The sequence below is a fragment of the Microbacterium oxydans genome (genome assembly GCF_000956525.1).
Lineage (GTDB): Bacteria > Actinomycetota > Actinomycetes > Actinomycetales > Microbacteriaceae > Microbacterium > Microbacterium oxydans_A.
In genome coordinates this window covers 833,204-856,757 of sequence record NZ_JYIW01000026.1, presented here as the reverse complement: position 1 = coordinate 856,757, position 23,554 = coordinate 833,204, and the positions used below count along the sequence as shown (strand labels likewise).

22 protein-coding genes, 1 tRNA gene and 1 pseudogene are annotated in these 23,554 nt (G+C 66.0%); 12 read left to right on the top strand and 12 right to left on the bottom strand.

Annotated features, from left to right (window positions below; translation table 11 throughout):
• Window positions 1–2 precede the first annotated feature (2 nt).
• The 5 genes from pstA to RS83_RS16740 all read right to left on the bottom strand — a co-directional run bounded on the left by pstA (window position 3) and on the right by RS83_RS16740 (window position 4,533).
• Window positions 3–917 carry a phosphate ABC transporter permease PstA gene (gene pstA, locus RS83_RS16760; protein ID WP_045280582.1) on the bottom strand — a complete coding sequence of 305 codons (915 nt, stop codon included), beginning with the start codon at window positions 915–917 and terminating at the stop codon, window positions 3–5.
• Window positions 917–1,873: a phosphate ABC transporter permease subunit PstC gene (gene pstC, locus RS83_RS16755; RefSeq protein ID WP_045280581.1), complete on the bottom strand. Its 957-nt coding sequence runs from the start codon at window positions 1,871–1,873 to the stop codon at window positions 917–919. The genes pstA and pstC overlap by 1 nt, the downstream gene beginning before the upstream one ends.
• A 23-nt stretch (window positions 1,874–1,896) precedes the next feature.
• A complete protein-coding gene (locus tag RS83_RS16750; protein ID WP_231587801.1) occupies window positions 1,897–2,859 on the bottom strand; it encodes a PstS family phosphate ABC transporter substrate-binding protein in 963 nt (320 codons plus the stop codon).
• A gap of 160 nt (window positions 2,860–3,019) precedes the next feature.
• Window positions 3,020–4,138 carry an MFS transporter gene (locus tag RS83_RS16745; RefSeq protein WP_052679152.1) on the bottom strand — a complete coding sequence of 373 codons (1,119 nt, stop codon included), beginning with the start codon at window positions 4,136–4,138 and terminating at the stop codon, window positions 3,020–3,022.
• 53 nt (window positions 4,139–4,191) lie between these two features.
• Entirely contained in the window at window positions 4,192–4,533 is a 342-nt protein-coding gene (locus RS83_RS16740; protein WP_396654667.1) for an ArsR/SmtB family transcription factor, read from the bottom strand.
• 83 nt (window positions 4,534–4,616) lie between these two features.
• Between RS83_RS16740 and RS83_RS16735 the strand changes: the two genes are divergently transcribed.
• Entirely contained in the window at window positions 4,617–5,918 is a 1,302-nt protein-coding gene (locus RS83_RS16735) for an NAD(P)-binding domain-containing protein (RefSeq protein ID WP_045280578.1), read from the top strand.
• A 51-nt stretch (window positions 5,919–5,969) separates the two neighbouring features.
• On the opposite strand, the gene RS83_RS16730 is transcribed toward RS83_RS16735, so the two are convergent.
• Window positions 5,970–6,371: a low molecular weight phosphatase family protein gene (locus tag RS83_RS16730; protein WP_045280577.1), complete on the bottom strand. Its 402-nt coding sequence runs from the start codon at window positions 6,369–6,371 to the stop codon at window positions 5,970–5,972.
• Window positions 6,372–6,497: 126 nt separating this feature from the next.
• Between RS83_RS16730 and trxB the strand changes: the two are divergent.
• From trxB to RS83_RS16705, 5 genes and pseudogenes are all read left to right on the top strand, one after another.
• Window positions 6,498–7,475, top strand: a pseudogene (gene trxB, locus RS83_RS16725) (thioredoxin-disulfide reductase).
• Entirely contained in the window at window positions 7,472–7,798 is a 327-nt protein-coding gene (gene trxA, locus RS83_RS16720; protein ID WP_045280576.1) for a thioredoxin, read from the top strand. The pseudogene trxB and the gene trxA overlap by 4 nt, the downstream one beginning before the upstream one ends.
• Window positions 7,795–8,889, top strand: a complete 1,095-nt coding sequence (arsB, locus tag RS83_RS16715; RefSeq protein WP_042538305.1) for an ACR3 family arsenite efflux transporter — start codon at window positions 7,795–7,797, stop codon at window positions 8,887–8,889. Before trxA ends, arsB begins: the two co-directional genes overlap by 4 nt.
• A gap of 2 nt (window positions 8,890–8,891) precedes the next feature.
• Entirely contained in the window at window positions 8,892–9,884 is a 993-nt protein-coding gene (locus RS83_RS16710) for a metalloregulator ArsR/SmtB family transcription factor (protein WP_045280575.1), read from the top strand.
• 25 nt (window positions 9,885–9,909) lie between these two features.
• A complete protein-coding gene (locus RS83_RS16705) occupies window positions 9,910–10,317 on the top strand; it encodes an arsenate reductase ArsC (protein ID WP_029264080.1) in 408 nt (135 codons plus the stop codon).
• Between the two features lie 257 nt (window positions 10,318–10,574).
• Here RS83_RS16705 and RS83_RS16700 read toward each other — a convergent pair whose 3' ends face one another.
• Together RS83_RS16700 and RS83_RS16695 are read right to left on the bottom strand one after the other, a co-directional pair.
• Window positions 10,575–10,958, bottom strand: coding sequence for a hypothetical protein (locus RS83_RS16700; RefSeq protein ID WP_045280574.1), 384 nt, complete (start codon window positions 10,956–10,958; stop codon window positions 10,575–10,577).
• Window positions 10,955–12,076 (bottom strand): metallophosphoesterase, encoded by a 1,122-nt coding sequence (locus RS83_RS16695; protein ID WP_231587799.1) that lies wholly within the window; start codon window positions 12,074–12,076, stop codon window positions 10,955–10,957. The genes RS83_RS16700 and RS83_RS16695 overlap by 4 nt, the downstream gene beginning before the upstream one ends.
• A gap of 154 nt (window positions 12,077–12,230) precedes the next feature.
• Between RS83_RS16695 and RS83_RS16690 the strand changes: the two genes are divergently transcribed.
• Window positions 12,231–13,880 carry a hypothetical protein gene (locus tag RS83_RS16690; protein ID WP_156153238.1) on the top strand — a complete coding sequence of 550 codons (1,650 nt, stop codon included), beginning with the start codon at window positions 12,231–12,233 and terminating at the stop codon, window positions 13,878–13,880.
• Between the two features lie 77 nt (window positions 13,881–13,957).
• Here RS83_RS16690 and RS83_RS16685 read toward each other — a convergent pair whose 3' ends face one another.
• Window positions 13,958–14,386, bottom strand: a complete 429-nt coding sequence (locus RS83_RS16685) for a Helicase associated domain protein (protein ID WP_045280571.1) — start codon at window positions 14,384–14,386, stop codon at window positions 13,958–13,960.
• 144 nt (window positions 14,387–14,530) lie between these two features.
• On the opposite strand from RS83_RS16685, the gene RS83_RS16680 reads away from it, so the two are divergent.
• The 3 genes from RS83_RS16680 (at window position 14,531) to RS83_RS16670 (ending at window position 18,620) form a co-directional block, all read left to right on the top strand.
• A complete protein-coding gene (locus RS83_RS16680) occupies window positions 14,531–15,403 on the top strand; it encodes a site-specific integrase (RefSeq protein ID WP_156153237.1) in 873 nt (290 codons plus the stop codon).
• A 473-nt stretch (window positions 15,404–15,876) separates the two neighbouring features.
• Window positions 15,877–16,776, top strand: a complete 900-nt coding sequence (locus RS83_RS16675; RefSeq protein WP_156153236.1) for a hypothetical protein — start codon at window positions 15,877–15,879, stop codon at window positions 16,774–16,776.
• Window positions 16,773–18,620: a hypothetical protein gene (locus RS83_RS16670; protein WP_045280568.1), complete on the top strand. Its 1,848-nt coding sequence runs from the start codon at window positions 16,773–16,775 to the stop codon at window positions 18,618–18,620. Before RS83_RS16675 ends, RS83_RS16670 begins: the two co-directional genes overlap by 4 nt.
• A gap of 235 nt (window positions 18,621–18,855) precedes the next feature.
• Here RS83_RS16670 and RS83_RS16665 read toward each other — a convergent pair.
• Both RS83_RS16665 and RS83_RS16660 read right to left on the bottom strand, forming a co-directional pair.
• Window positions 18,856–18,928: transfer RNA gene (locus RS83_RS16665), tRNA-Arg, on the bottom strand.
• 16 nt (window positions 18,929–18,944) lie between these two features.
• Complete coding sequence (locus tag RS83_RS16660; protein ID WP_045280567.1) at window positions 18,945–19,760, bottom strand: SGNH/GDSL hydrolase family protein; 816 nt, start codon at window positions 19,758–19,760, stop codon at window positions 18,945–18,947.
• A gap of 71 nt (window positions 19,761–19,831) precedes the next feature.
• Here RS83_RS16660 and argS point away from each other — a divergent pair, with 71 nt between their 5' ends.
• Together argS and RS83_RS16650 are read left to right on the top strand one after the other, a co-directional pair.
• Window positions 19,832–21,496 (top strand): arginine--tRNA ligase, encoded by a 1,665-nt coding sequence (gene argS, locus RS83_RS16655; protein WP_045280566.1) that lies wholly within the window; start codon window positions 19,832–19,834, stop codon window positions 21,494–21,496.
• Window positions 21,497–21,536: 40 nt separating this feature from the next.
• Window positions 21,537–22,391, top strand: coding sequence for a DUF2993 domain-containing protein (locus tag RS83_RS16650; protein ID WP_045280565.1), 855 nt, complete (start codon window positions 21,537–21,539; stop codon window positions 22,389–22,391).
• Window positions 22,392–22,423: 32 nt separating this feature from the next.
• Here RS83_RS16650 and RS83_RS16645 read toward each other — a convergent pair whose 3' ends face one another.
• A complete protein-coding gene (locus RS83_RS16645; RefSeq protein ID WP_045280564.1) occupies window positions 22,424–23,458 on the bottom strand; it encodes a YihY/virulence factor BrkB family protein in 1,035 nt (344 codons plus the stop codon).
• Between the last annotated feature and the right edge of the window lie 96 nt (window positions 23,459–23,554).

The following is a 23,554-nucleotide window of genomic DNA, read 5'->3' as shown; positions in this document are numbered from 1 at the left end:
GTTTACCACCGTTTCTGGAACTTGTTGCGGATGAAGATGGCGAGGGCGTTCATCAGGATGAGAACGCCGAGCAGGAGGAGGCTTGTGGCGCCGGCCAGCTCGTGGAATCCCTCCTGCGGGCGCCCGGTCCAGTTGAAGATCTGGATGGGAAGCGTGGTGTATCCGCTGAGCAGCCCGTTCGGATCGAACGTGATGTAGACGAGCGCACCGAGGACGAGCAGTGGAGCTGCTTCGCCGAGAGCTCGGGACAGCGCGAGGATCGAGCCGGTCGCGATACCTGGGACCGATGCGGGAAGCACCTGCCTCCACGTCGTCTGCCATTGGGTGGCTCCCAGCGCCAGCGAGCCGTCGCGGATCTCCCGGGGTACGGCGCGCAACGCCTCCCTGGTGGCGATGATGATGACCGGGAGGATGAGGAGCGTCAGCGCGAATGCTCCACCGATGACGATGTTCTTGTTGGTGACTCCGAGCATCGACAGGAAGGCGAGAGCGAGGAGACCGTAGACGATTGAGGGGACAGCGGCGAGGTTTTGGACGTTGAGCTCGACGAACCGGTTGAACCAGCGCTTCCGGTCGGCGAACTCCTCGAGGTGCACGGCAGCGGCGATGCCGAGGGGGAGGGTCATTACGGCGGTGGCCCCAATCGCCCAGACCGATCCGAGGATGGCTGGACGAGCTCCGGCTTCCTCGGGGTCAGCGGAGGGGAAGTTCGTCACCAGGTTCCAGGTGAGCTTGTTCTGTCCAGTGATGAAGATCGTGATCAGCAGAGTGACGAGCACAGCGAATGCGACGAAGAGCGACAGCCAAAGAAGTACGAGGAAGATGAGCGCGGTGGGACGCAGTTCGCCGTTTCGGCCGGTATTCAGCGGCCGGGTCGCGTTAAGCACACGGGACTCGGGAATCGTGGGCGCGGACATCAGTAGGCCTCCCGGAATCGGCGGACGAATCGGATGCTGATGAAGTTGATGAGCAGTGTGATGAGGAACAACAGCAGTCCGACAGCGAAGAGGGTGTTGTACTCGAGGCTTCCGACGCGGGAATCGCCGAGGGCGGCGTTCGCGATGAAGCCGGTCATCGTCTGCCCCTGCTCCAGCGGATTGCTCACGAGCTGTGCCTGACTACCCGCAGCGATTGCGACAATCATCGTTTCTCCGACGGCTCGGGAGATTCCGAGAACGACGGCGGCGACGATGCCAGACAGCGCGGCCGGGAAGACCACGCGGAGAGTGGTCTGCATGCGGTTGGCGCCGAGAGCGGCACTTCCCTGACGGAGCGCGCTGGGGACAGCAGACATCGCGTCCTCGGCGATGGAAGCGATGGTCGGGATGATCATGACTCCCATGACGAGGCCGGCGGCGAGGACGCTGAACGCCCCGGTGGGGAGTTGCAGCCAGTCGCGGAGGACGGTGCCCTGCACGAACTGGAGGGCGAAGAACCCGTAGACCACGGTCGGGATACCCGCGAGGATCTCCAGCAGGGGCTTGAGTACCTTGCGCACTCGCGGTTTCGCGTACTCCGCGAGGAGGATCGCCGCACCGAGGCCGAAAGGAACGGCGACGAGGAGGGCGATGACGGTGGTCCACAGGGTGGCGGTGACCAGGGGGAGGACGCCGAAGGAGGCGTCCGCGAATCGGGGGGCCCAGCGTGTCCCGAAGAGAAACTCGAACGGTGAGACCTCGGCGAAGAAGCTCAGCGACGGGACGAGGAGCGCGATGACGATGCCCACGGTCGTGACCACCGTGATGGCCGCGGCCAGACGCAGGCCGAGCTTGATGAGGAACTCACCGGGCCGACGTCGGCCGGCGAAAGAAGAGGAGGGGGCGGGGGCCCGGCGGGTAGCCGGACCCCCGTGCCGCTCAGTGACGGTGGTCATGAGTGACGTCGTTGGTTGACGGCTCAGCCGAGTGACGCGAGCTCGTCGGTGGCAGTGGTGACCTGCTCTTCGGTGAGCGGCACGAAGAGGGCGCGCTCGGCGATCTTCGCCGAGTTCTCGACATAGAAGTCGACGAACGCCTTGACCGGCTCCTTGTCGACGTAGGAGGCGTTGTTGACATAGATGAACAGCGGGCGTCCGAGTGGCGTGTAGGTGCCATCCTGGACGGTCTCGGTGCTGGGCAGAACGCCGTCGACCGCGATGGCCTTGATCACACCCTCGTTCTCTTCGACGTAGCTGAGACCGAGGAACCCGATGGCGCCCTTGTCTCCTGCCACACCCTGGATGGTGATGTTGTCGTCTTCCGAGGGGCTGTAGTCGGTGCGGATCGCGCCGTCCTCACCGTTGATCTCTTCGGTGAAGTAGTCGAACGTGCCCGAGTCGGTGCCGGCACCGAACAGGACGATGGGCTGATCGGGGAAGCTCGGGTCGACCTGGTTCCAGTTGGTGATCTTGCCTTCAGCCTCCGGCCCCCAGATCGTGTTGAGCTGTTCGACCGAGAGGTCCTCTGCCCAGTCGTTCTCCGGGTTCACGATCACCGAGAGACCGTCGTTCGCCGCGATGATCTCGGTGTACTCGATGCCAGCGGCCTCGCATTCAGCGGCTTCTTCATCCTTGATCGGACGCGAGGCGTTCGAGATATCCGTTTCCCCCGCGCAGAAGGTCTTGAACCCTCCGCCGGTGCCAGAGGTGGCGACGGAGACGTTGACGCCTGCCTCTTCGTCGCGGAACAGGTCCGCAGCGGCTTCGGTGAGCGGGCCGACGGTCGACGAACCGTCCGTGTTCACGGAACCGGTCAAGCCGCCTGCTCCTCCGCCGGAACCGGCAGATTCGCCTGCGCTCGGCTGTCCACCACAGGCGCTCAGCGCGAGTACGCCGATGACCAATGCTGTGGAGGCGAAGATCTTTGCTGTGGTCTTTCGCACGATTGCTTCCTTCATCTCAGACTCGTGACAGGCGGCCGATAGACCGCCTCGAATAGATGGTGATCTATTCGACGTATTGATAGAAGGTCATCTATGTGAACGTGAGGTTAACGGACTCGGAAGAACTCCCGCGCATCGCCGGCAAGCACTCGGCTGACCGCTAGGAGAACCGAGCGAACGCGAGCGAGATCGCAGCGAGCCCGACGGCGATGAGGGCCATGGCGGAGTACGAACCGGTGGCTACTGCGAGAAGCGGACCGAGTGCCGGGCCGAACGCCCCGACGAGCGTGATCGGAGCAGCGAAGATCCCGTTGATGGCGCCGTAGTTCTGGGTGCCCCAGCGATCCGCGACGGCGGAACCCTGGACAAGTGTCTGAGCACCTCGCACGGCACCCGCAGCGATACCTATGGAGATCAGCAGCCACGGAGGCCCGGGAATCAGGGACAGCAAGGTGAGAGAGATGACGCTGAGGCCGGCGGTCACCGTGAGGGGAACCCATGGTGGGGCAGTGTGCGGGACGGCGACGTAGAGGAGTCGCCCGATCACCTGACCGGCGCCGAGGAGCCCGAGGGCCCACGCGGCGAGTTCATAGCTCATGCCCTTCTCGGTGAAGAGCGGGATGAGCGCGAGGGTCACGCTGAAGAGCGCAGCAGCCAGGGTGAACATGGAGAGCTCGAGCATCCAGAATCGTCGGGTGCGCACGACCGTGCTCACCGTGTGAACCTCTGCGGCGTCGTCGTGGCGAACAGGTGACCAGGTGCGCTCCAGGCTGAACCAGTGCAGCGGCGCGGTGGTGAGAAGCAGGAAGCTGGCGAGTATCAGGAACATGGTCCGCCAGTCGGTTATCCCCAGGAGTCCGGCGACAATCGGGGCGAAGATCGTCGATGCGAGCCCGCCGGCCAATGTCAAGATCGTCATCGCCCCGCGGCGTCGAGCGCCGTACCGGCGAGCGATGACAGTGAACGCCGCCTGGTAGAGCACTGCCGATTGTGCGAGTCCCGCGATGACCCACCCCACTGTGAAGACTGCAAGGTTCGGTGCGAGAGCGACGAGCACGACGCCGAGCGGGCCGACGACGCTGCCAACAGTCATGATGAGGCGCGGCCCCCGCTCGTCGAGCCATTTCCCGACGAAAACGCCAGCGACAGCGGAGGCGACCAGGCCCGACGAGAACGACAGCGTGACCAGGGCCACCGGCCACCCGGTGTCATCCGCGACCGCGGGAGAGGCGACGATCAGCGCATAGAACAGGATTCCCCAACTGATGACCTGCCCCACCGACAGCGCGGCTAGCCGGCCGCCCAGGTGTGGCGAAGGGGCACTCGCTGAGGTCACACCGCGCGGAGAGAGTCGGCAGCGGCATCCATCGCGTCGCCGTTGAGAGCGAAGTACGCCCACTTGCCGCGCTGTTCACGCGTGACGAGGCCAGCGTCGGCGAGGAGCTTCATGTGGTGCGACACCGTGCCCTGCGAAAGCCCCACGGGCTCGGTCAGATCGCAAATGCACGCCTCGCCGCCAGCCCCGGCGGCGATGAGAGACAGGAGCCTCACCCGCGTTGGATCGCCGAGCGCCTTGAACACGCGTGCAACCCGCTCGGCATCCGCGACGGTCATGGAGGGGGTGATTGGCGGGACGCAGCAGCTGGTCGATTCGATTGTCGTTGGCAAGCTCACGCGACTAGTCTGGCACGTATTGACAATCTTCGATAGATAGGCGACAGTCTTCATATTGAAGTTTTTCGATTTGAGGAGATGTGATGTCTGAGCTTCCCGTCGTCGTCATCGGAGCAGGGCCGCAGGGCCTCGCCGCAGCGGCACACTTGGTCGAACGCGACGAGAATGTCCTCGTCGTCGAGCGCGGGCACGGCCCAGCAGCTGCAGTCTCCGAGTGGGGACACGTGCGCTTGTTCTCAGCGTGGCCAGAACTCACGGACGCCGCTGCGCGCCGCCTGCTCGAGCCCACGGGGTGGAGCGCACCCGACTCGGGGTATCCGACCGGCGCGCAGTGGGTCAGCGACTACCTGATGCCACTCGCGGATGTCCTGGGCGAGCGGATCCGCTACGCGACGACTGTCACCGGAGTCGCCCGCCAGGGCCGCGACAAAGTCGTCGACGCAGGCCGCCGGAGCCAGCCGTTCGTCGTCCACACCGTAGATGCCGCGGGCAACGAATCCCGCCTCCTCGCCCGCGCGGTCATCGATGCCAGTGGCACCTGGGGCCTGCCGAATCCCGCCGGGGCGGATGGGTTCCCGGCCCCCGGCGAAGCCGCGGCGTCCGATCTGATTTCGTACCGCATCCCATCCGACGTGTCGGACCTCGCCGGTTCGCACGTCGTGGTGGTCGGTGCGGGGCACTCAGCCACGCATGCCGTGCTGCGTCTGAGTGAGGTGGCCCGCCGGTCGCCGGGAACGCGCGTGACTTGGCTGCTGCGCAGGGGGAGCGCCGCGAACGTCTTCGGTGGCGGAATCGGGGACGAGCTGCCGGAGCGTGCCGCGCTCGGTTCCCGCGCCCGCAAGGTGATCGACGAGGGGGTCGTCGACCTGGTGACGGGGTTCCGTGTCGCCGAGTTCCAGCACGGAGTCGATGGTTTGACACTCGTCGCCGAAGATGGGCGCGAGGTGACGAATGTCGGGCGCGTATTCGCACTCACGGGCTTCCGCCCTGACAGCGGGATGCTGCGAGAGCTCAGGATCGACCTCGATCCCACTCTCGAGGCGGTCACAGGCATCGCTTCCGAGATCGACCCGAATATCCACTCCTGCGGATCGGTGTCGGCGACGGGAGCGAGAGAACTGGCGCAGCCGGAGCAAGGGTTCTTCATCGTCGGAGTGAAGTCCTACGGGCGAGCCCCAACGTTCCTCGCGTTGACTGGTTTCGAGCAGGTCCGTAGCGTCGCAGCGCACCTCGCTGGCGACCACGAGGCGGCGGCACGCAACGAACTCTCTCTCCCTGACACTGGTGTGTGCGGTGGATCCGGTGCCTTCGATGACAATGCGGGTAGCTGCTGCGCGGCTCCCCAGACCCTGCAGATCGGCGCGCGGCCTGTCACTGTCGGCTGATTGCAACTCATGAGGGGTGGGGCTCCCGAACCGAGCCCCACCTCTCAGCACTTAGCTGACGAGCCGAGCCGCCAGACCACGCACCTTCGCGTCGATGGCGTCGCGGAGCTCGCGCACCCCGTCGGCCTCCCAGTTCGAGGGATCCGGAAATGACCACTCGACCAGCTCTCCGCGCACCGCGCCCGGCAGCGGGAGGCCCGGTTTCATCAAGACCACGACATCGGCCGCGTTGAGATCATCCACTGTCACGGCCCGGGGCGTGGCCGCTGACGTATCGATTCCGAGCTCGTGCAGCGTTGCCGCGACGGCTGGGTTGATCGTCTCGGCTGGGGTGATTCCCGCACTCGTCGCGACAAGTCGCCCATCGCCGATGTGTGTCAGGAGATGGACGCCGAGCTGGGAGCGCCCCGCATTGTGCTTGCATATGAACAGAACTGTCTTGGGCTGGGTCATCTGGGGTCCTCTGGGTTCCTAACTGTCTCGAATGCTCCACCTGCAGGATCTGTGCGCCAGGTGAAGAGAAGGTGAACTCCGTCACCAACAGTTGCACTCGGTATCGATGAATGTCAATATAGACACATGTCGATTCAAGAGGTTGAGCTGGTCATCATCGGGTCCGGGCCTGCGGGCTACACCGCCGCGGTCTATGCCGCGCGTGCAGGCCTTGCCCCCGTGGTCCTCGCCGGTTCCGTGACCGCGGGCGGCGCGCTGATGACCACGACCGAGGTCGAGAACTTCCCCGGTTTCGTCAACGGCGTGCAGTGACCCGAACTGATGGAGTCGATGCGCGCTCAGGCCGAGCGCTTCGGTGCCCGCATCCTCCTCGACGACGCCATCCGGGTCGACCTCGACGGGCCTATCAAGACGGTCGAGACCGGCGCTGGAGAGACCTTCCTCGCCCGCGCCGTCATCCTCACCATGGGCTCCGCCTATCGCAAGCTCGGGTTGCCGGATGAGGATCGACTCACCGGTCACGGCGTCTCCTGGTGCGCCACCTGTGACGGCTTCTTCTTCCGTGAGCAGGAGATCGTCGTCGTCGGCGGCGGAGACTCCGCGATGGAGGAGGCACTGTTCCTCACCCGCTTCGCGTCGAAGGTCACCGTCGTGCACCGCCGTGACGAGTTCCGGGCCTCGAAGATCATGGCGCAGCGTGTGCTCGACCATCCGAAGATCGAGGTCGCATGGAACAGCGAGATCGCCGGCCTCGTCGGCGCCGAGAAGGTCGAAGCCGTCACGCTACGCGATACCGTCACAGGCACCGAGCGGACGATCTCGGCCACCGGAGTCTTCGTTGCTATCGGCCACGACCCGCGCTCCGAGATCGTCACCGGCCTCGTAGACACGGATGCCGACGGCTATGTGCTCGTCGAGCACCCCTCCACTCGCACGAACCTCGCGGGGGTCTTCGCCGCGGGCGATCTGGTCGACCACACCTACCGCCAGGCGATCACCGCCGCAGGCACCGGATGTGCTGCCGCTCAAGACGCCCAGCACTACCTCGCGGCGCTGGACGAGACCGCATCAGTACCCACCGAGACCGAGGAGGTCTTCGCATGAGCGCGCCCATCACTGTCACCGATGCCACCTTCCAGGCCGAGGTCATCGACTCCGAGATCCCCGTCGTCGTCGACATCTGGGCCACCTGGTGCGGGCCGTGCAAGCAGGTCGCACCCCTCTTGGATCAGCTCGCCGCCGAATACGACGGCCGTGTGAAGATCGTCAAGCTCGACGCCGACCTGAACCCTGAGACGGTCACCGCAGTCGGTGTCACGTCCATTCCCACCCTCGGGTTCTACACGGGAGGCACGCGGGTCGAGACACTCATCGGCGCCCACCCGAAGCCCATCATCGCCACGAAGATGGAGGCTCTCCTCGCATGAGCACCGCCACCGCACCCACTACCGTCCCGACCACAACGCGTCGTCTGTCGACCCTCGACCGCTGGTTGCCGCTCTGGATCGGTCTCGCCATGGTCGGCGGCATCGTCATCGGTCGCTTCATCCCCGGAGTCTCCGGTCTCCTAGCCGACCTCGAGGTCGGTGGAATCTCGATTCCCATCGCCCTCGGCCTACTGGTGATGATGTACCCGGTTCTCGCCAAGGTCCGCTACGACAAGGTCGCCGCGGTCACCGGAGACAAGAAGCTGCTCATCTCCTCCCTGGTGCTCAACTGGCTCGTCGGACCGGCGCTCATGTTCGTTCTCGCCTGGGCTCTCCTCCCGGACCTACCTGAGTACCGCACCGGGCTCATCATCGTCGGCCTCGCCCGCTGCATCGCCATGGTCGTCATCTGGAATGACCTCGCGTGTGGTGACCGGGAAGCCGCGGCAGTGCTCGTCGCCATCAACTCGGTGTTCCAGGTCATCGCCTTCTCGCTGCTCGGCTGGTTCTACTTGACGGTTCTCCCCGGCTGGCTCGGGCTCGACTCCCAAGGCCTCGAGATCTCGGTCTGGCAGATCGCGCTGAACGTGCTGATCTTCCTCGGCATACCCCTCGTCGCCGGATTCGCCTCCCGCTTCATCGGGGAGCGGACGAAGGGACGCGACTGGTACGAAGACCGCTTCCTCCCGAAGATCGGACCCTGGGCCCTCTACGGTCTCCTCTTCACCATCGTGCTGCTGTTCGCGCTCCAGGGCGAACAGGTCACCAGCCGCCCCTGGGACGTCGCTCGGATCGCACTCCCATTGCTGGCGTACTTCGGGATCATGTGGTTTATCGGCCTCTTCACCGGCAAGGCGCTGGGGCTCGGATACGCACGCTCGTCGACGCTGGCATTCACCGCAGCGGGCAACAACTTCGAGCTCGCCATCGCCGTCGCCATCGGCACCTTCGGCGCGACCTCCGGCCAGGCCCTTGCCGGGGTCGTCGGCCCGCTCATCGAAGTTCCTGTTCTCGTCGGACTCGTCTATGTCTCTCTCTGGGCAGCCCGACGCTGGTTCCACACCGATCCATTCACCGCTGAAAGGATGTAGACATGAACGCCGTGCTGACCACCCAGGGTGACACCTGCAGTCCCGTCGCCAGCCACGCAATCGGCGTCGATGCGGCCACCTCGGTTGCCTCTACTCTGAAGGCGCTGTCGGATCCGCTCCGTCTTCGGATGCTGTCTGCCATCGCATCCGACCCTCGAGGGGAGTCGTGCGTCTGCGATCTCGCCGAGCTCGCCGAGGTTTCCCAGCCGACGGTCTCTCACCATCTGAAGGTGCTCAAGGACGTCGATGTCCTCACCTCGGAGCGGCGTGGAACCTGGGTCTGGTATCGGATCAACCCGAACCTGCGCAGCGCCGTCACGGCCCTGCTGGAATCCTTCGCGCCCGCGACGCTCGCACCGTGGAGTGTCTCTGACGGCCGCGATGAGCCGCGGCCCGACTTCGACGCGCGGGTGACCCATCTCGCAGATGAACTCGCAGCAGAAGTCCCCGAGCTCGATCCCAATGTCGTGCTCACCATCGTCCGCGAGTCCTACACCGCCCTCGCCCGCACCGCGCGAGTCACCTCAGCACTCGTGCCACTGACCGAACGCTTCGCACGTCAGCGACTCGCCGACCTCACACGGGACCGCGACTCTGCTGTGCCCCAGGTGCTCTTCGTCTGTGTCGCCAACGCGGGGCGTTCGCAGCTCGCCGCCGCGCTCGTCAACAAGCTGGCGGGCGGCAAGGTCGTGGCTCGCTCGGCAGGATCGGCTCCTGCCGACGTCATCCATCCTCACGTCCGGTCGATTCTCGCCGAGATCGAAGGTGACGCTGCCGTCGAGCGCTTTCCGAAGCCGCTCACCGATGATGCCGTCCGTGCGGCGGACGTCGTCATCACGATGGGCTGCGGAGATGTCTGCCCGATCATCCCCGGCGTCCGTTACGACGACTGGGCAGTCGGCGATCCTGCTCTCGCATCGCGTGACGGTGTCGAAGCCATCCGTGACGACATCGCCGGCCGCGTGCGCGCGCTCGTCGAAGACCTTCTCCCCTGACCAACCCCTCGCACCAGGAGCAACCATGACTGACACGACCACCAAGCCCTCCGTTCTCTTCGTCTGCGTCCACAACGCCGGACGCTCGCAGATGGCCGCAGGCTTTCTCCGCGATATCGCCGGCGACCGCATCGAAGTCCGCTCCGCCGGCTCCATGCCCGCCGACCAGATCAACCCGACCGCCGTCGAAGCGATGAATGAACTCGGGATCGACATCACCGCCGAGCAGCCCAAGATCCTGACGACCGAGGCCGTGCAGGCCTCCGACGTCGTCATCACGATGGGATGCGGCGACGCGTGCCCGTTCTTCCCCGGCAAGCGCTACGAGGACTGGAAGCTCGACGACCCCGCCGGCCAGGGCATCGACGCTGTGCGCCCCATCCGTGACGACATCAAGGCGCGAATCGAGCAGCTGGTGAGCGAACTCGTCTGACGAGCTGTTCGGTCGCCGGCGGATCCGTGCCGTGGTCATTGGCACTGCGACCGAGCTGAGGTTGACCGACGGGCATCCGCGTGGTGTTCGTGCGGACTGCTCCGAGGGCTCAGGCTAGCTATCCATAGCGTGCCTCAGAGATCGACCGCCTGGCGGTGAGGAACCGCGATCCGATGGGGCTGCCGTATCGAAAAGGCATCAGGTCACCTGAGCTGCCAGGGCTGCGCCCGCGTCGCAGGGACCGCCGCGTCGACGCATCATGAACGCCACGCCCAGGCGTCATGCTCGGCATCCCTCAGCACCTCGTCGAGGCGCCCCGCACGCAGCGCGTCGATGGCGCGCGGCACGTCTTCGTCGGGAAGCGCGGTGTTCAGCCACTGTGCCCAGGTCCAGTGGCCTGCGGTCCCTGTCTGCAGAACTGCCAGGACGTCACTCAGTCCGTCCACAACGCGACCATTGTGGAGCTGGAATGCGGGGTACAGCGTCACACCATCATCTGTCTCGAGCGCAAGGAGCCGCAGCGTCTCGCCAGCCGCGGTGACCTTGGCTTCCGTCCACCCGAGGGCTCGCGCAAGACTCGTCGTCGTGTAGCAGGGGCCGATGATCTTTGCCCACGGATTCGACGCGTCGTCATCGGTCATGGCTTACCCTCGGGGTCGCCCTTCGGGGGACGAGTGTGGCGGCGGCGGACGTCTTCGATGATCTCGTCGAGGGTGCGCCGTCCGTCGACGTAATCCTGGGCATCGCGGAGGGCATCCGGGCTCGGAGCGAGCCCGTCCAGGACCCCTGAGTGCAGAGCTTCAGCGGCGCCCTTCGCGCGCTTCTCACGCGCGAGGTAGTCGTCTTCCCACTGGTCCGCCATGCCACGGATGATGGCGAGGCTTGGCGTCGCCATCCTCAACGTCTTCATGTCGAGGATGGCCAGATTCGTCTCCTGGCCCTCGCGTCCGAGACTCGCTACGCGACGACCATCCTCTGTTTTCCCGCCCGCCCCTACATGCATGTGACCATGCGCGAGAAGCTCGGGGCGCACGGCATCCCACACCTCACTGACCCGCGCGCGAGACGCCGCGGAGGCCTCGAGTGCAGTCTTGGTGAACCAATGCGGATTAGTTCGGAGGATCTTCTGCACGGATCGAACCGGGGTGTTGGCCGGAGACTCATGGGTGAGCATCAGGTCCGCGGGACCGCCGGCAATTGCCGACGCGACGGCCTCGTCGGTAATTGCCTCATCCGGCCACCAGGTCAGTCCTTCCTGTCGGGACTCACGGTCAACGGATGAAGCGCCACCGAGGGCGAGAACTGAGCGTCCGCCGATGGTGAGGCGTGCGGGCCGCGGAAGTATCCAGGTGAGCTTCGAGACGCGGACTGCTTCGCCGGGGTGCTTGTCGAGGAGCGGCGTGATCTGTCCAAAGTCCTCGTGGTTTCCGACTACCACGTAGAAGCGTTCGATGCTGGTGTCCGCAAAGATCTCGTCGACTGCGCCGGGCGGCATCCACCAGTCGCCGAGGTGCAGCAGCGTCCTCACGTCGGGCGCGAGGGTGGGCAACACCCGGGATATCGTCCGAGCCCACCCCTGATTCCCATGCCAGTCGCCGCACACCGCGACTCGTTGGTCGGGGAGGTCGATGGCGGGCGTGTGCTCGAGAGTTTTCACGCGTGGCCTTTCCGCCCAGGCTCGTTCGACGCCGCAGGGGCTCGGTGATGGATCGACAGCCATTTCGATAGTTGTCGTCATCACATTGCCGAAGTCCTCCATTCAGAGCGCGGAGAATCCGCATCAAGTGCGAGCGAGCCGCTGTTCAAACTGTGAGATGGACCGTTATGTGCGTCGATGAAGCAAGTCAATAGAATTTGTGATCATTAGCGTCACATGTTCGCAGAAGTGGGAGAGCGCCGCGCACAAGTCAGACATGAACAACTCAGCTATCAACATGACCATCAACAACTCCTACGCGTTCACCGCTGTGAACGACCGATTCCTTCAGCTCGATTCTCGTCCGCACGCTCCCATCCCGACCGCGACTCTTCGGGAAGCCATGGGTCTCGTCGATGCATCGGGTGTCGCAGACCTCTTCGTCGAATGGGCCACCGAGGACGGTAAGGCGGTCCGAGCGACGCGCCTGTCTGCTCGACAGGTGCTCGCCGTGTGGGTGGCACTCGGACTTGCGCAGAGGGAGGCGACCATCTCGAACGTGACTTCGGCGCTGAGTCAGCACCTGACGCCCGCACGTCGCCGAGCGCTCGGCCTGACGGACGACTTCTCGAAGCACAGTCCGGAGCAGGTCGCGCGCATGGTTCGCCGTGCGACGTCAGCCCTCACCGACGTCATGGACGCCTTCCCGACCTCCACCCGCGGACGACGTCTCACAAAGGGGGAGTGGGATGGTGGTCTGGCAGAACGAGCCAGCTCCTCGGTCGAACTCGAGCAGCGGCGCAGGCGGTTCGTGGTCTTTGCCAACCGGCTCCTCGAAGCCCAGCACAAGGCCGCAGCAGTGAGTGACCCGCAGCGCGGCGTGAGTATCGTCGCCGACAGTCGCTTCCGGAGCGCCGGGGTCCGTGGGGTCGGACAGCGACGCATGGACGCACTCGGTGACACCGAGCTCGTCTCGCTGGAGCCTGACGCCGGCTTCTGGGTCCAGGACCCGACAGGTGCGGACCGCCGGGCGCGTTATGGATGGGAGGACGAGCTCGCCGTGCTGATCTCCAGCGATCCTGACCAGCCGCGTTCCGTGCCGAACATCGTCATCGGCTTCAACCCGCACCTGCCGAGCTCTGGCTTCGCGACCGCGGCGGCGGAGATGCTCCACGACATCGCAGGACGCGGTGCTGGACTCGACCACGTCGTCCTCGACCGTGCATACATGGCAACTCGCCCGGATGTCCTGCGCACCCCGCTGATGAATCTCGGAGTGAAGCTCGTTGCGGACTACCCGACGAACCGACTCGGGGTACAGGCGGTGTCGGGGGCGGGAATCCTCGTCGATGGCACTTGGTATGCCCCGTCGCTGCCAGTCGAGTTGCAGAACGCTGGGAAGGAGTCTGCGAGCGTCAGCGGCGGTGCCGCACTCAGTGACCGTATGGAGGCGGCGAAGGTGTTGAAGAAGAAGGTGGCCGCCCGCGCAGAGTTCTCCCGCCAGCATCCCCGTGCGGCGGATGTGAGCGACCGTGACGAGCAGTTCTACCCGTACAAGTCAGAGCAGTGGAACAAGCTGTATGGCATGGGCCGCGGAGCGTTCGAGACCTACGCCGCCGCGTTGTCCCGCACCGAGCAGAATCGGCCCGGACGTCGGCGGATGCGGGGCGCCACCGCTCTCGCGTTCTTCGGCTTGCTCGAGGTCGTCGGAACGAACGCACGCATCCTGGAGGACTTCCGTGCAGCCCAGCAGCGTCCGCGCACTCGCAGAGTGGTGCTTCCTCCGCTGGTGCCGGCCGTCTCGGCTCCGGTGTCGCGTGAGTCGTCGGACTGCCGACCGAAGCGGCCGCGGAGATCTATCGTGATGTGCCCCGCCTTCGGCGCGATGACGACGTATCCATCTATCAAGCGAGAAGCTGGAAACTAGCGCCAATCGAGAACGGGCTGTCCACTGCGGACAGCCCGTTCTTGCGTTCCCGCCAGGGGGACGCGTGGTCGCCCGTTTCAGAGTGTGCGCGTCGCGTACGCGAGAAGTCGGGCGCGCTCAGTGGTGAGCCGGCCCGCGGCTTCTGCGACGCGCTGGCGGGAGAACCAGTGGGCGAGGGCTGACTCGCCGGGGAGTGCGCCTCGAATCCGCGGTGCTCGGCCTTCGGTCGCGATGAACCGACGCAGCTCGTCTGCTCGCTCCTCCCAGGCATCTGCGCGTGGGCGTTCGCTCCACCCGGGCAGCGCCGCGAGCGCGGCCTTCTGGTCCGAGGTCAAGGTCGTTGCGCGGCGCTGGCCGGCCGCCCATCCGACGATGTCGGCGGGAACGCCGTCGCTGAGACGCGGAAGGTGTCCGAGGGCGTGCGCGTGCGCTGCGACCTTTTCGTAGTTGGCCCACCAAGGGTCGCGGTCTCGTCCCGATCCGGGGGTCTTGCGTGGTGTGTGCATGCGTTAGGCATGCGCGGTCCTGATCCGCGGGAGTGACACGCCGCGGGCGATGTCCGTGCTCGCAGTTGATGCGACGTGTCCGCGAGCGGGAGTCCTACCGTTGCGGAGTCGCAGGTGCCGAGCTCGAGTGCAGGGGAGTGGATCATGACTTCGCCGAAGCCGTCCATGAAAGATGAGAACGCCAGCCCGCCCGAGGCTGATGCGCTCCGGTTCGCCGAGAGCGTGGTGGACGATGTAGCGCGGAGGTTGTCATATCGAACAGCTGATCTGTTGACGGCGGTGCAGCACCACGCGCGGTGGGCGCATGTGGTTTCGGGGTTGCCGTTGGAGCGGGAGTTCCTCTTTCGGAAAGATGTCATCGCCGTCGCTGTCCAGCAACTGCCTATGCGCTCCGAAGCCTCGCTCGGTCGGCGGCGCGCTGTGTTGCTTCGGGTTGCGGAGGAGCTCGGAGTCGTGGAGCGGTCTCTACCCCCGCTGTACGGGTCGGAGCCGAGCGCACCCTACACAGGTCTCGAGGTGGCGGAGCTCCGCCTGTGGGCGGCCGTGCAACGTGAAAGCCGACGGCGGGACGCGTGGGCGCTACTGGCTCTCGGGGTAGGAGCCGGACTCGCCGCATCAGAGGTCTGCGCGGTCAACGCGCGGGACATCACGGAGGATGGCGCGCGGGTGCAGGTCTTCGGTCCGCGCGAGCGAGTGGTTCACGTCGACGCAGAGTGGTGCGTCACCCTGGCTGAGCTCGTCGCCGGTGCCGACTGCAGTCCACTATTCGTCCCGGGTGTTCGCTGGTACAAGAACAAGATCGGCGACTTCGTGCGAGTGACCCACGGGGACCAGCTTCGACCGATGCCGCAGCGGATGCGCGCCACCTGGCTCGTCCGGCGGATGGCCGAGGGGATGCCGGTTCAGGATCTCAAGTACGCCGCCGGGATCAGGTCGTTGGGCGCTCTCGCTCGATTCGAGCGATATCTTCCTGCACCTTCTGTTGCGCCTGCGCCAAGTAGTCCCGCACATCGGTGAGTCGTTGCCGTTCTCGATGCCGCTCTTCGGACGCGGGCCACGCGACCATCGAGAACGGTACTTCGGCGGCGTCGAGCAGAAGCATCAGATCGTCCAGGCCCGCGGGAGTGTTCCCGTTCATCAGGCGGGACAACCGTTCGCGTCCCCACCCTGTGCGCTCAAGAAGATCTACGCGCTTGAATCGCCCTGCCTTGAGCCCGGCGAGCACCAGTCCGACTGCAGAGTCTTGAAGCTGAGCTGCGCGGCTCCGGGCTCGTTCGACCGGATCATCGGGGAGCTTGCTCCAAGTTCGTCGTACGCCGTGGTGGCCGAACCGACCGGGATTGGGTGCATAGGCCCGGGGAGCGCGTCGAGTCGTAGGCATACCTCCATCATTGCAGTTGAGGTGACGCAAAACATCACATCAGCGCGATCTGTGACTGCGAGGGTCATACTTTCGCGAGCGATGCGAGAGTGCCGCGCACAGGGGCGGCATGACGAACTCCTCTCCAGCCGCCATTGCCCACTACAACCCGATGCTCGGATCGGCGACTTGGACGCGCGTTCAGCCCTTCGTCGACGAAACCATCGCCGAGCGATGCGCTGACATGAGTGAGCGTCAGGTCGACGAGCACCAGCGGTCGCTCGCGTTCTTCGGAGACTGGATCGTGCAGACAGGCATGGTGGAGCTCCACGAGGCTCTGTCCGAAGACATCATCGACGTCTACACCGTGGACCGCGCGAAGGAGATCGTGCCGGTCATGGCCGAACGCGAGCGCAAGATGCTTCGGCGTCTGGCTGGAATAGCCCCGTCGGTCGAGAAGCGGGCGGTCTCGACCTCGTCGGAGCCTGAACGTCCGTACTCCGACGATGAACTCGCGATATTCCAGCACTGGGCGTCTTACCAGCGCACTGACCACCAGCGTGCAGCGTGCATGGCGATCTTCGCCCTCGGCGTCGGGTGTGGCTTGTCCTCTGGCGAGATCCTCGCCGTGCGAGGCAGCGCCCTGCTCGACCTCGACGGAGTCCTCGCCGTCCGCGTCGCGCGCGACGGGCGAATCGTTCCTGTCGTCGACCGCTGGGAGGAGTGCTTTGCCAAGGTCATGGCTGATAACCCGACAGATGCACTCGTCGTGGCGCCACATGCAACTCACCGGTACGGGGCAATGCAGCATATCCTTCGGACGTCGAAGGGCGACCTGAAGCCCACCGCGGCACGCCTGCGGATGACGTGGCTGGTCGCCCATCTCGAAGCTGGCACGCCCCTCGCCGCCCTGCTTCCGGCGTCCGGCATGACGTCCACCGACTCCCTCCGCCGGGCGATGAGCTTCGTCCGCCCGATGTCGGCTCTTCGGGCCTACGAGGTGCTTCGCATGATGGGTGCAGCGCAATGAGAACGGACAAGCCGAGGAAGAACAACCTCTTCCTCGACGATAATGCAGACCTCGAGGACATGCTCTTCAACCCTCGTGCCCGCGGACCCGTCGCGACCGGCATGGTGCAGCAATGCGCCAACCTCATCGACAGCGTCGGCATTCCTGAGCTGCTGGCCCAGTGGGACCACGAAGTTCATTCACCGATCCGAGGGGGCCGGCCGGCCTCTGTGCCGATGCGGGGAATCCTGATTCTGTGGCTGGTGCTCGCCTGGGAGCACCAGCCCCTGCAGCTCAAGAAGCTGCGCGACATCATCACCGAACGGTTGACGCCCGAGACAGCCGCCGTTCTCGGCATCACCCTTGACGCGACAGTCAGCCCTGACGGCTGGTACGAGCGCGCGCGCCGGTCGACAAACCGCATCATGAGCCTCATCGACTATCACCCCATCTTCAACAGGCACCGCCGTCTCCAGAAGCAGGAGTGGGACCGCGTCCGCGCGGACCGAGAGGAAATCGCTGAGGTGCTCTCCGTCCGCGCGCACCGCGCGGACGAGTTGATGAACCTCCTTCTGCACGCGACCTACTTGTGGATGCCCAAGCGTCTGCGCTCCGACAAGGTCTCCGTCACCATCGACGCGACGGCTGTTCGCATCCATGCGCGAGGTGTCGGCGTCACCCGACTTTCCAAGCTCGGAGCCGAGGAGACCGTCTCCATCGAACCCGACGCCGCCTTCTGGGCCCGCGGAACCGACGACCACTCCGACGATGGCAAGACCTCCATCACGAAGATGAAGTACGCCTACGAACTGGAGCTCGGGGTGCTCACGAGCAACGACCCGACGCGTCCGGAGGACATCCCGCACATCGTCGTCGGTATCGGGCACCACGCCCCAGCATTCGGACCAGGCAAGGCGGCCCGAGCCATGTTCGAAAACATCGTGAGCCGCGGCCTTCACCTCGACCATGTCATCGGCGACCGCGCATACCTACCGGGCGCCAAGGAAGCCGATCTCCAGAACTACCTTCGCTCAACCGGGGCGAAGCTCGTGATGGACTATCACAAGAACTTCCTCGGCTATCAAGACAGTTACGCCGGCGCCATCATGGTCGACGGCAACTGGTACTGCGCCTCAATGCCTCAGAAGCTCATCGACGCAAGCAAGCGCTACCGGGACGGCGAGGACGCCGACGACAAGAACCGCTCCCTGACGAAGTCGCAGCGCGTCGCTCGGGCCAGACAGCGGCTCGAGCAATGGCTCAGCGATGTCGAAGCACGAGCACCATACCTCTTCAGCACGAAGGGTGCGCAGCAGGCAAACGGAAAGAGGCCATGGTCCTGCCCAGCGGGCGCCAACACTCCCACCGCTTCCTGCCCGCGTAAGCCGAACAAGATCGCGTCGGGCAAGGTGCCTCTCACGATCATCAGGCGCCCCGTGGAGGGCCCGGCGAAGGTGTGCGACAACGTGACCAGTGTTCACTTCCCTGCCGAGGCGGGCGGCAAGTTCGCCCAGGAGTATCAGTACGGCTCCAAGCCGTGGCGCGAGATGTACGGCCACGGCCGGAACAGCGTCGAGTCCTTCAACGCCTATCTCAAGGACGGCGGTACACACGCCCTTGAAGACGGTTCACGCCGTCGCCTCCGTGGCTCCGCTGCACAGTACTTCCTCGCGACGATGACCGTGGTCGCAGCGAACCTCGACAAGATCCGGGACTTCGCCGCGCAGAAGATCGAAGACGGTCTCGACTACGAGGCGGGGATTGAAGCTCCGCGCGCCAAGAAGCGCAAGCCGCGTCGCAGCTCCCCTCAGCAGCGCGTCACGCACCAGCGCGGTCGAGCAACACGTAATCCCGTCCGTACATAGCCCACGGCTGCGCTCCACTAGTTAGATCACCGGCTCGAAGGTCGGCGTCAGCATGCCCAACTCCGGGTTCTGACGTCGCCCCTCGGGCCTTTTCTGTGGTCAGCGGTCGTCCGACTCCCTATGACTGTGCCCCTTGACCAGCGCGTACGAGAAAAGCCGCCTGAAACCAGGCGGCTTTTCTCGTACTTGGGGGTTACGCGTACGTATTCACATACCATCCGCGTACAACCCTGTGTGCCCCCGACAGGAGTCGAACCTGCGACCTACGGTACCGGAAACCGGCGCTCTATCCACTGAGCTACGGAGGCGTACCGAACGACGATATCACTGCTCGGGGGTGGTCTCCGACCCACCGGCCACCGTCACCGGCGCGCCGCCCAGTTCGGTCAGGTCGGCGGCGAGCCTCTCGGCCAGGTAGCGGTGCCCAGCGCTCGACGGATGCTTGCGGCCGAGGTCGACGTCGATCACGTCGAGATAGTTCTGCTCGGTGATCCAGTCCTCGGCGACGGGGGAGATGTACCACCAGCCGCGAGCTGCGGCGAGGTCGGACAGATCCGCATCGATTCGCGCGGTGCCTGCGCCGACCGGCAGCTCGTGCGGTGCCGGGCCGAGGATGACGATGGCGGCCTCCGGGTACTTCGCCGCCATGGCGTCCCAGGCGGCGCTGACGGCCGTACGGTAGCCGGCGGCTCCCTGCTCGCGGTCGTTGATCGATCCCTGGATGATGATCAGGTCCGGTGCGAGCGTCGGATCCAGGGCTGCGATGCGCTCGCCGAACGCAGGACCGTCGAGCCCCGGCTTGACGTAGCCGCTGCCTCGGACACCCTGCACGATCGTCGTACCGTCGAGCAGATCCCCCAGCACGTAGGCATAGCCCTCGGTGGGGACTGTCGCGGCCGAACCGTAGGTCCACGAATCGCCGAACACGAGCACGGTCGGGTGCTTCGGCAGCGAGAGTGCGGTTGGGGCGACGGCGGTGGAGGTCGTCCCATCTACGCCGGCTGCGGCTCTGACGGGTGCCGCGGTCTGCAGGGGCGCCCAGGGTCGCCAGACGCCCAGAGCCACCGCTGCGAGCGCCACGAGCAGGGCGATGGCGATCCCTGCGGAGCGCAGCGGATGACGGGTGATGCGGACCTTCATGGCATGAACAGTAGATCACGCTGGGACGCTCGCAAATTCGGAGCCCCGTCGCGCCGTAAACTGGGCAGTCTATGACTCCTGAAACACTCGCCCAAGCCCTCCTCGCCGTCCTGACTCCGATCGCGGACGAGCGACGCCCGGGCGAGCCGCTGGAGCTCGCAGCATCCGACATCGTCTTCGAGCGCCCCCGCAACCGCGACCACGGTGACTGGGCCTCGAACATCGCGATGCGCCTGGCCAAGCCCTTCGGCACCAACCCGCGCGAGCTCGCGCAGCAGATCGCCGACGGACTCGCAGACGTCGACGGTGTCGCGAGCGCCGAGGTCGCCGGTCCGGGTTTCATCAACATCCGCCTCGACGCTGCTGCAGCCGGCGCACTCGCGAAGACGATCGTCGACGCGGGCACCGCGTACGGGACGAACCAGACGCAGGCCGGCCGCACGATCAACATCGAATTCGTCAGCGCGAACCCGACCGGTCCGCTGCACATCGGCCACACCCGCTGGGCGGCGCTCGGCGACGCGATCGGCCGCGTGCTCGCGGCATCCGGAGCCACCGTCGCCCGAGAGTTCTACATCAACGACGCCGGCGCGCAGATGGAGCGCTTCGCGCAGTCGATCGTCGCCGCGGCGAAGGGCGAGCCGACACCGGAGGGCGGATACGCCGGCAGCTACATCACCGATCTCGCCGCACGTGTGGTCGCCTCGCGCCCCGATCTCCTCGAGCTGCCAGCGGATGAGCAGATCGTCGTGGCCCGCGAACTGGGCTACCAGTTCCAGCTGGCCGAGCAGCAGGAATCGCTGTCGAAGTTCAATGTGCTCTTCGACGTCTGGTTCTCGGAGCGCACCCTGCACGCGAAGAATGCCGAGGGCGTGAGCCTCGTCGACCAGGCGGTCGACCGTCTGCGCGAGCAGGGGCACGTCTTCGACCAGGACGACGCGGTCTGGGTGCGCACGACCGACTTCGGCGACGACAAGGATCGCGTGATCCGTCGATCGAACGGCGAGTACACCTACTTCGCAGCGGATGCCGCGTACTACCTGAACAAGGGCGACCGCGGCTTCGCCCACAAGATCTACCTGCTCGGCGCCGACCACCACGGCTACGTGCACCGCCTCAAGGCACTCGCGGGAGCCGCAGGCGACGACCCCGAGAAGGACGTCGAGGTGCTCATCGGGCAGCTCGTCTCGGTGGGCGGCGCCCGCCTCAGCAAGCGCGCCGGCAACATCATCGAGATGGACGACCTCCGTGAATGGCTCGGCACGGACGCGCTGCGGTACTCGCTGGAGCGTTCTCCTGCCGACTCGCCGCTCGCGCTCGACCCGGAGCTGCTGCAGAAGCGCACGAACGACAACCCCGTGTTCTACGTGCAGTACGCCCACGCGCGCACGCACAACGTCGCTCGCAATGCGGCCGACTCGGGCGTCGACCGCTCCGAGTTCGCCCCGGAGACGCTGACGCACGAGACCGAGGCCGCGCTGCTGGGTGCGCTGCAGGAGTTCCCGCGCATCGTCGCCTTCGCCGCAGAGGTGCGCGAGCCGCACCGCGTCGCCCGCTACCTCGAGGAGCTCGCGGGCCTGTACCACCGCTGGTACGACAACTGCCGCGTGATCCCGCAGGGCGATGACCCCATCGAGACCGTGCACCGGACGCGCCTGTGGCTGAACGATGGCGCAGGGCAGGTGTTCCGCAACGGACTCGACCTCCTCGGCGTCTCGGCCCCTGAGCGCATGTAGGTTCGGCCTCGGGCCGGGGCGGTAGGGCAGGATTGTCAGCATGAGCGACGACACCCACACCCTGCCGTACCCGGAGCCGTCTGCCGAGCATCCGACGCTCGTGATCCCCGGCTCCGTCGCCGGCCTGGGCGCTGTCGTCGAGCCGGCGCGGAAGCGTCGTCGCTGGCCGTGGGTGCTCCTGATCATCGTGGTCGTGCTCGGTCTACTCGTCGTCGCCGCCGAGTTCATCGCCAGGGCGGTGCTCCCAGGCGTCGTGCGTTCGATCGTGATCGAGCAGCTCGACCTCCCCGCCGATCAGGCACTCGACGTCGAGGCCGACGGCATCCTGCTGCCGCAGTTGATCGGCGGCACGCTCGACCGCCTGCATCTGTCGACCGACTCGGTCACGCTCGAGGGGATCACGGGTGCCGTCGACGTGACGGCGACCGCCGTGCCGCTGCGCGGCGGTGACCTCGGGGGAGCGGATGGCACGATCCGTATCGACCAGGCCGAGTTCACCACCCTCCTGGCCGGCACCGACCTCCCGATCGAGACCGTCTCGCTGGAGGCTCCGAACGCCACGGTCGGCGGCTCGTTCGCGCTGTTCGGCGTCGACATCCCCTTCGCACTCACCGTCACGCCGGGCGTCGCCGATGGTGACCTCGAGCTCACCCCGGTGAGCATCAGCGTCAGCGGCATCGAGCTCGATGCCGACCAGATCGGCTCCTCGCTCGGCTCGCTCGGTTCGCGCCTGACCCAGACGCAGCGCATCTGCATCGCGGATCAGCTGCCGGCGGGGCTCACCCTCACCGGCCTGGAGATCGAGAACACCGCCGCAGTGATCGACATCGATGTGAACGGCGCGATCGCCACCGACGAGAGCCTGCTCGAGAAGGGCGTCTGCCCGACCGGTTGAGGTGAGGCCGTCCTGCGAGGATCGCCCCGGCCTCAGGCCTTGGCTTCCTCGCTCGCTGCCTCCTGGGCCGCGCGCAACTCGTCCTGAGCGATCCTCATGTCGACCTCGGCGCGCTGCACCCGACGCTGGACGAAGGTCGACGCGCCGAATCGAGCGTGCACGCGGTCCTTCGTCTCCTCCTCAGCCGTCACGATGTAGGCGCAGGCGATCAGGATCACCTGGCTGGAGAAGTTCATCCAGATCAGGAGCGCGAGCAGGGATGCGAACGATGCGAGCAGCGGGTTGCTGGTCGCGCCACCGACGAAGAGGCTCGACAGCTCCTGCAGCACGAGGAGCCCGAATCCGCCGAGGAGCGCGCCGGACCACAATGAACGGGCCGAGGGCGTGACGCCCGAGAGCAGACGGAAGATGCCGACGATGAGCGCGGTGTTGAGTGCGAAGACCACGAGCAGAGACAGCACGCGGACGGTGACGGCGACTGCGACCGAATCCGCGCTGAGTCCGAGCAGATCGCTGACCCACGCGACGCCGAGCTGCCCGACGAAGGTGAGCAGGGCAGCGGCGAGGAAGGCCACCGCGATGCCGATCGCGAGGAGCAGGTTGCGCAGGATCACCCAGATGAACAGGATGTCGTCGTGCGTCGTGCCTGCGATCACGCGGACCGCCGTCCGGAGCGAACCGATCGCGCCGAGCGCCGCGCCGATGAGACCCACGAGCGAGATGATCCCGGCGATCGACAGCGACGCCGGTGCTTGCAGATCGGTCGTCTTGATCACGCCGTCTTCACCGATCAGCCCGGGGACCACGGACTGCACTGCGCGGATGATCGCCTGCCACGCGTCGGGGTTGCCGGCGAGCCACAGCGCCGCGATCGAGAAGCCGAGCAGCACCCCGGCGAACACGCTGAACAGCGCTCGGTACGTGATGCTGTCGGCGAGCATCGCGCCGCGACGCTCGGAGTACAGCAACAGTGCGCGGACCGGCCTTCGGGCGAGGGCCCAGCGGATCACCGCGCCGCTGACACGCGGGATGAGACCGGGCTGGGGTCGCGATTCGGAGTTCGTCACGCCCCCACCCTATGAGGCCGGATGCGGCGGTCGCAGGGGGTTGACGCGGCGAGTCACCGTGACGAAGCGGCCGGAGGCGGTGCCCTAGAATCGGGG

What these genes read in the sequence shown, in the direction of transcription:
- RS83_RS16705 (WP_029264080.1), top strand. Translation starts at nt 9,910, where the DNA reads ATGACTGACACGACCACCAAGCCCTCCGTTCTCTTCGTCTGCGTCCAC.
- RS83_RS16700 (WP_045280574.1), bottom strand. Translation starts at nt 10,958, where the DNA reads ATGACCGATGACGACGCGTCGAATCCGTGGGCAAAGATCATCGGCCCC.
- RS83_RS16730 (WP_045280577.1), bottom strand. Translation starts at nt 6,371, where the DNA reads ATGACCCAGCCCAAGACAGTTCTGTTCATATGCAAGCACAATGCGGGG.
- argS (WP_045280566.1), top strand. Translation starts at nt 19,832, where the DNA reads ATGACTCCTGAAACACTCGCCCAAGCCCTCCTCGCCGTCCTGACTCCG.
- RS83_RS16695 (WP_231587799.1), bottom strand. Translation starts at nt 12,076, where the DNA reads ATGGAGGACTTCGGCAATGTGATGACGACAACTATCGAAATGGCTGTC.
- pstA (WP_045280582.1), bottom strand. Translation starts at nt 917, where the DNA reads ATGTCCGCGCCCACGATTCCCGAGTCCCGTGTGCTTAACGCGACCCGG.
- RS83_RS16675 (WP_156153236.1), top strand. Translation starts at nt 15,877, where the DNA reads ATGACGAACTCCTCTCCAGCCGCCATTGCCCACTACAACCCGATGCTC.
- RS83_RS16660 (WP_045280567.1), bottom strand. Translation starts at nt 19,760, where the DNA reads ATGAAGGTCCGCATCACCCGTCATCCGCTGCGCTCCGCAGGGATCGCC.
- arsB (WP_042538305.1), top strand. Translation starts at nt 7,795, where the DNA reads ATGAGCACCGCCACCGCACCCACTACCGTCCCGACCACAACGCGTCGT.
- trxA (WP_045280576.1), top strand. Translation starts at nt 7,472, where the DNA reads ATGAGCGCGCCCATCACTGTCACCGATGCCACCTTCCAGGCCGAGGTC.
- RS83_RS16680 (WP_156153237.1), top strand. Translation starts at nt 14,531, where the DNA reads ATGACTTCGCCGAAGCCGTCCATGAAAGATGAGAACGCCAGCCCGCCC.
- RS83_RS16650 (WP_045280565.1), top strand. Translation starts at nt 21,537, where the DNA reads ATGAGCGACGACACCCACACCCTGCCGTACCCGGAGCCGTCTGCCGAG.
- RS83_RS16735 (WP_045280578.1), top strand. Translation starts at nt 4,617, where the DNA reads ATGTCTGAGCTTCCCGTCGTCGTCATCGGAGCAGGGCCGCAGGGCCTC.
- RS83_RS16670 (WP_045280568.1), top strand. Translation starts at nt 16,773, where the DNA reads ATGAGAACGGACAAGCCGAGGAAGAACAACCTCTTCCTCGACGATAAT.
- RS83_RS16690 (WP_156153238.1), top strand. Translation starts at nt 12,231, where the DNA reads ATGAACAACTCAGCTATCAACATGACCATCAACAACTCCTACGCGTTC.
- RS83_RS16710 (WP_045280575.1), top strand. Translation starts at nt 8,892, where the DNA reads ATGAACGCCGTGCTGACCACCCAGGGTGACACCTGCAGTCCCGTCGCC.
- RS83_RS16685 (WP_045280571.1), bottom strand. Translation starts at nt 14,386, where the DNA reads ATGCACACACCACGCAAGACCCCCGGATCGGGACGAGACCGCGACCCT.
- pstC (WP_045280581.1), bottom strand. Translation starts at nt 1,873, where the DNA reads ATGACCACCGTCACTGAGCGGCACGGGGGTCCGGCTACCCGCCGGGCC.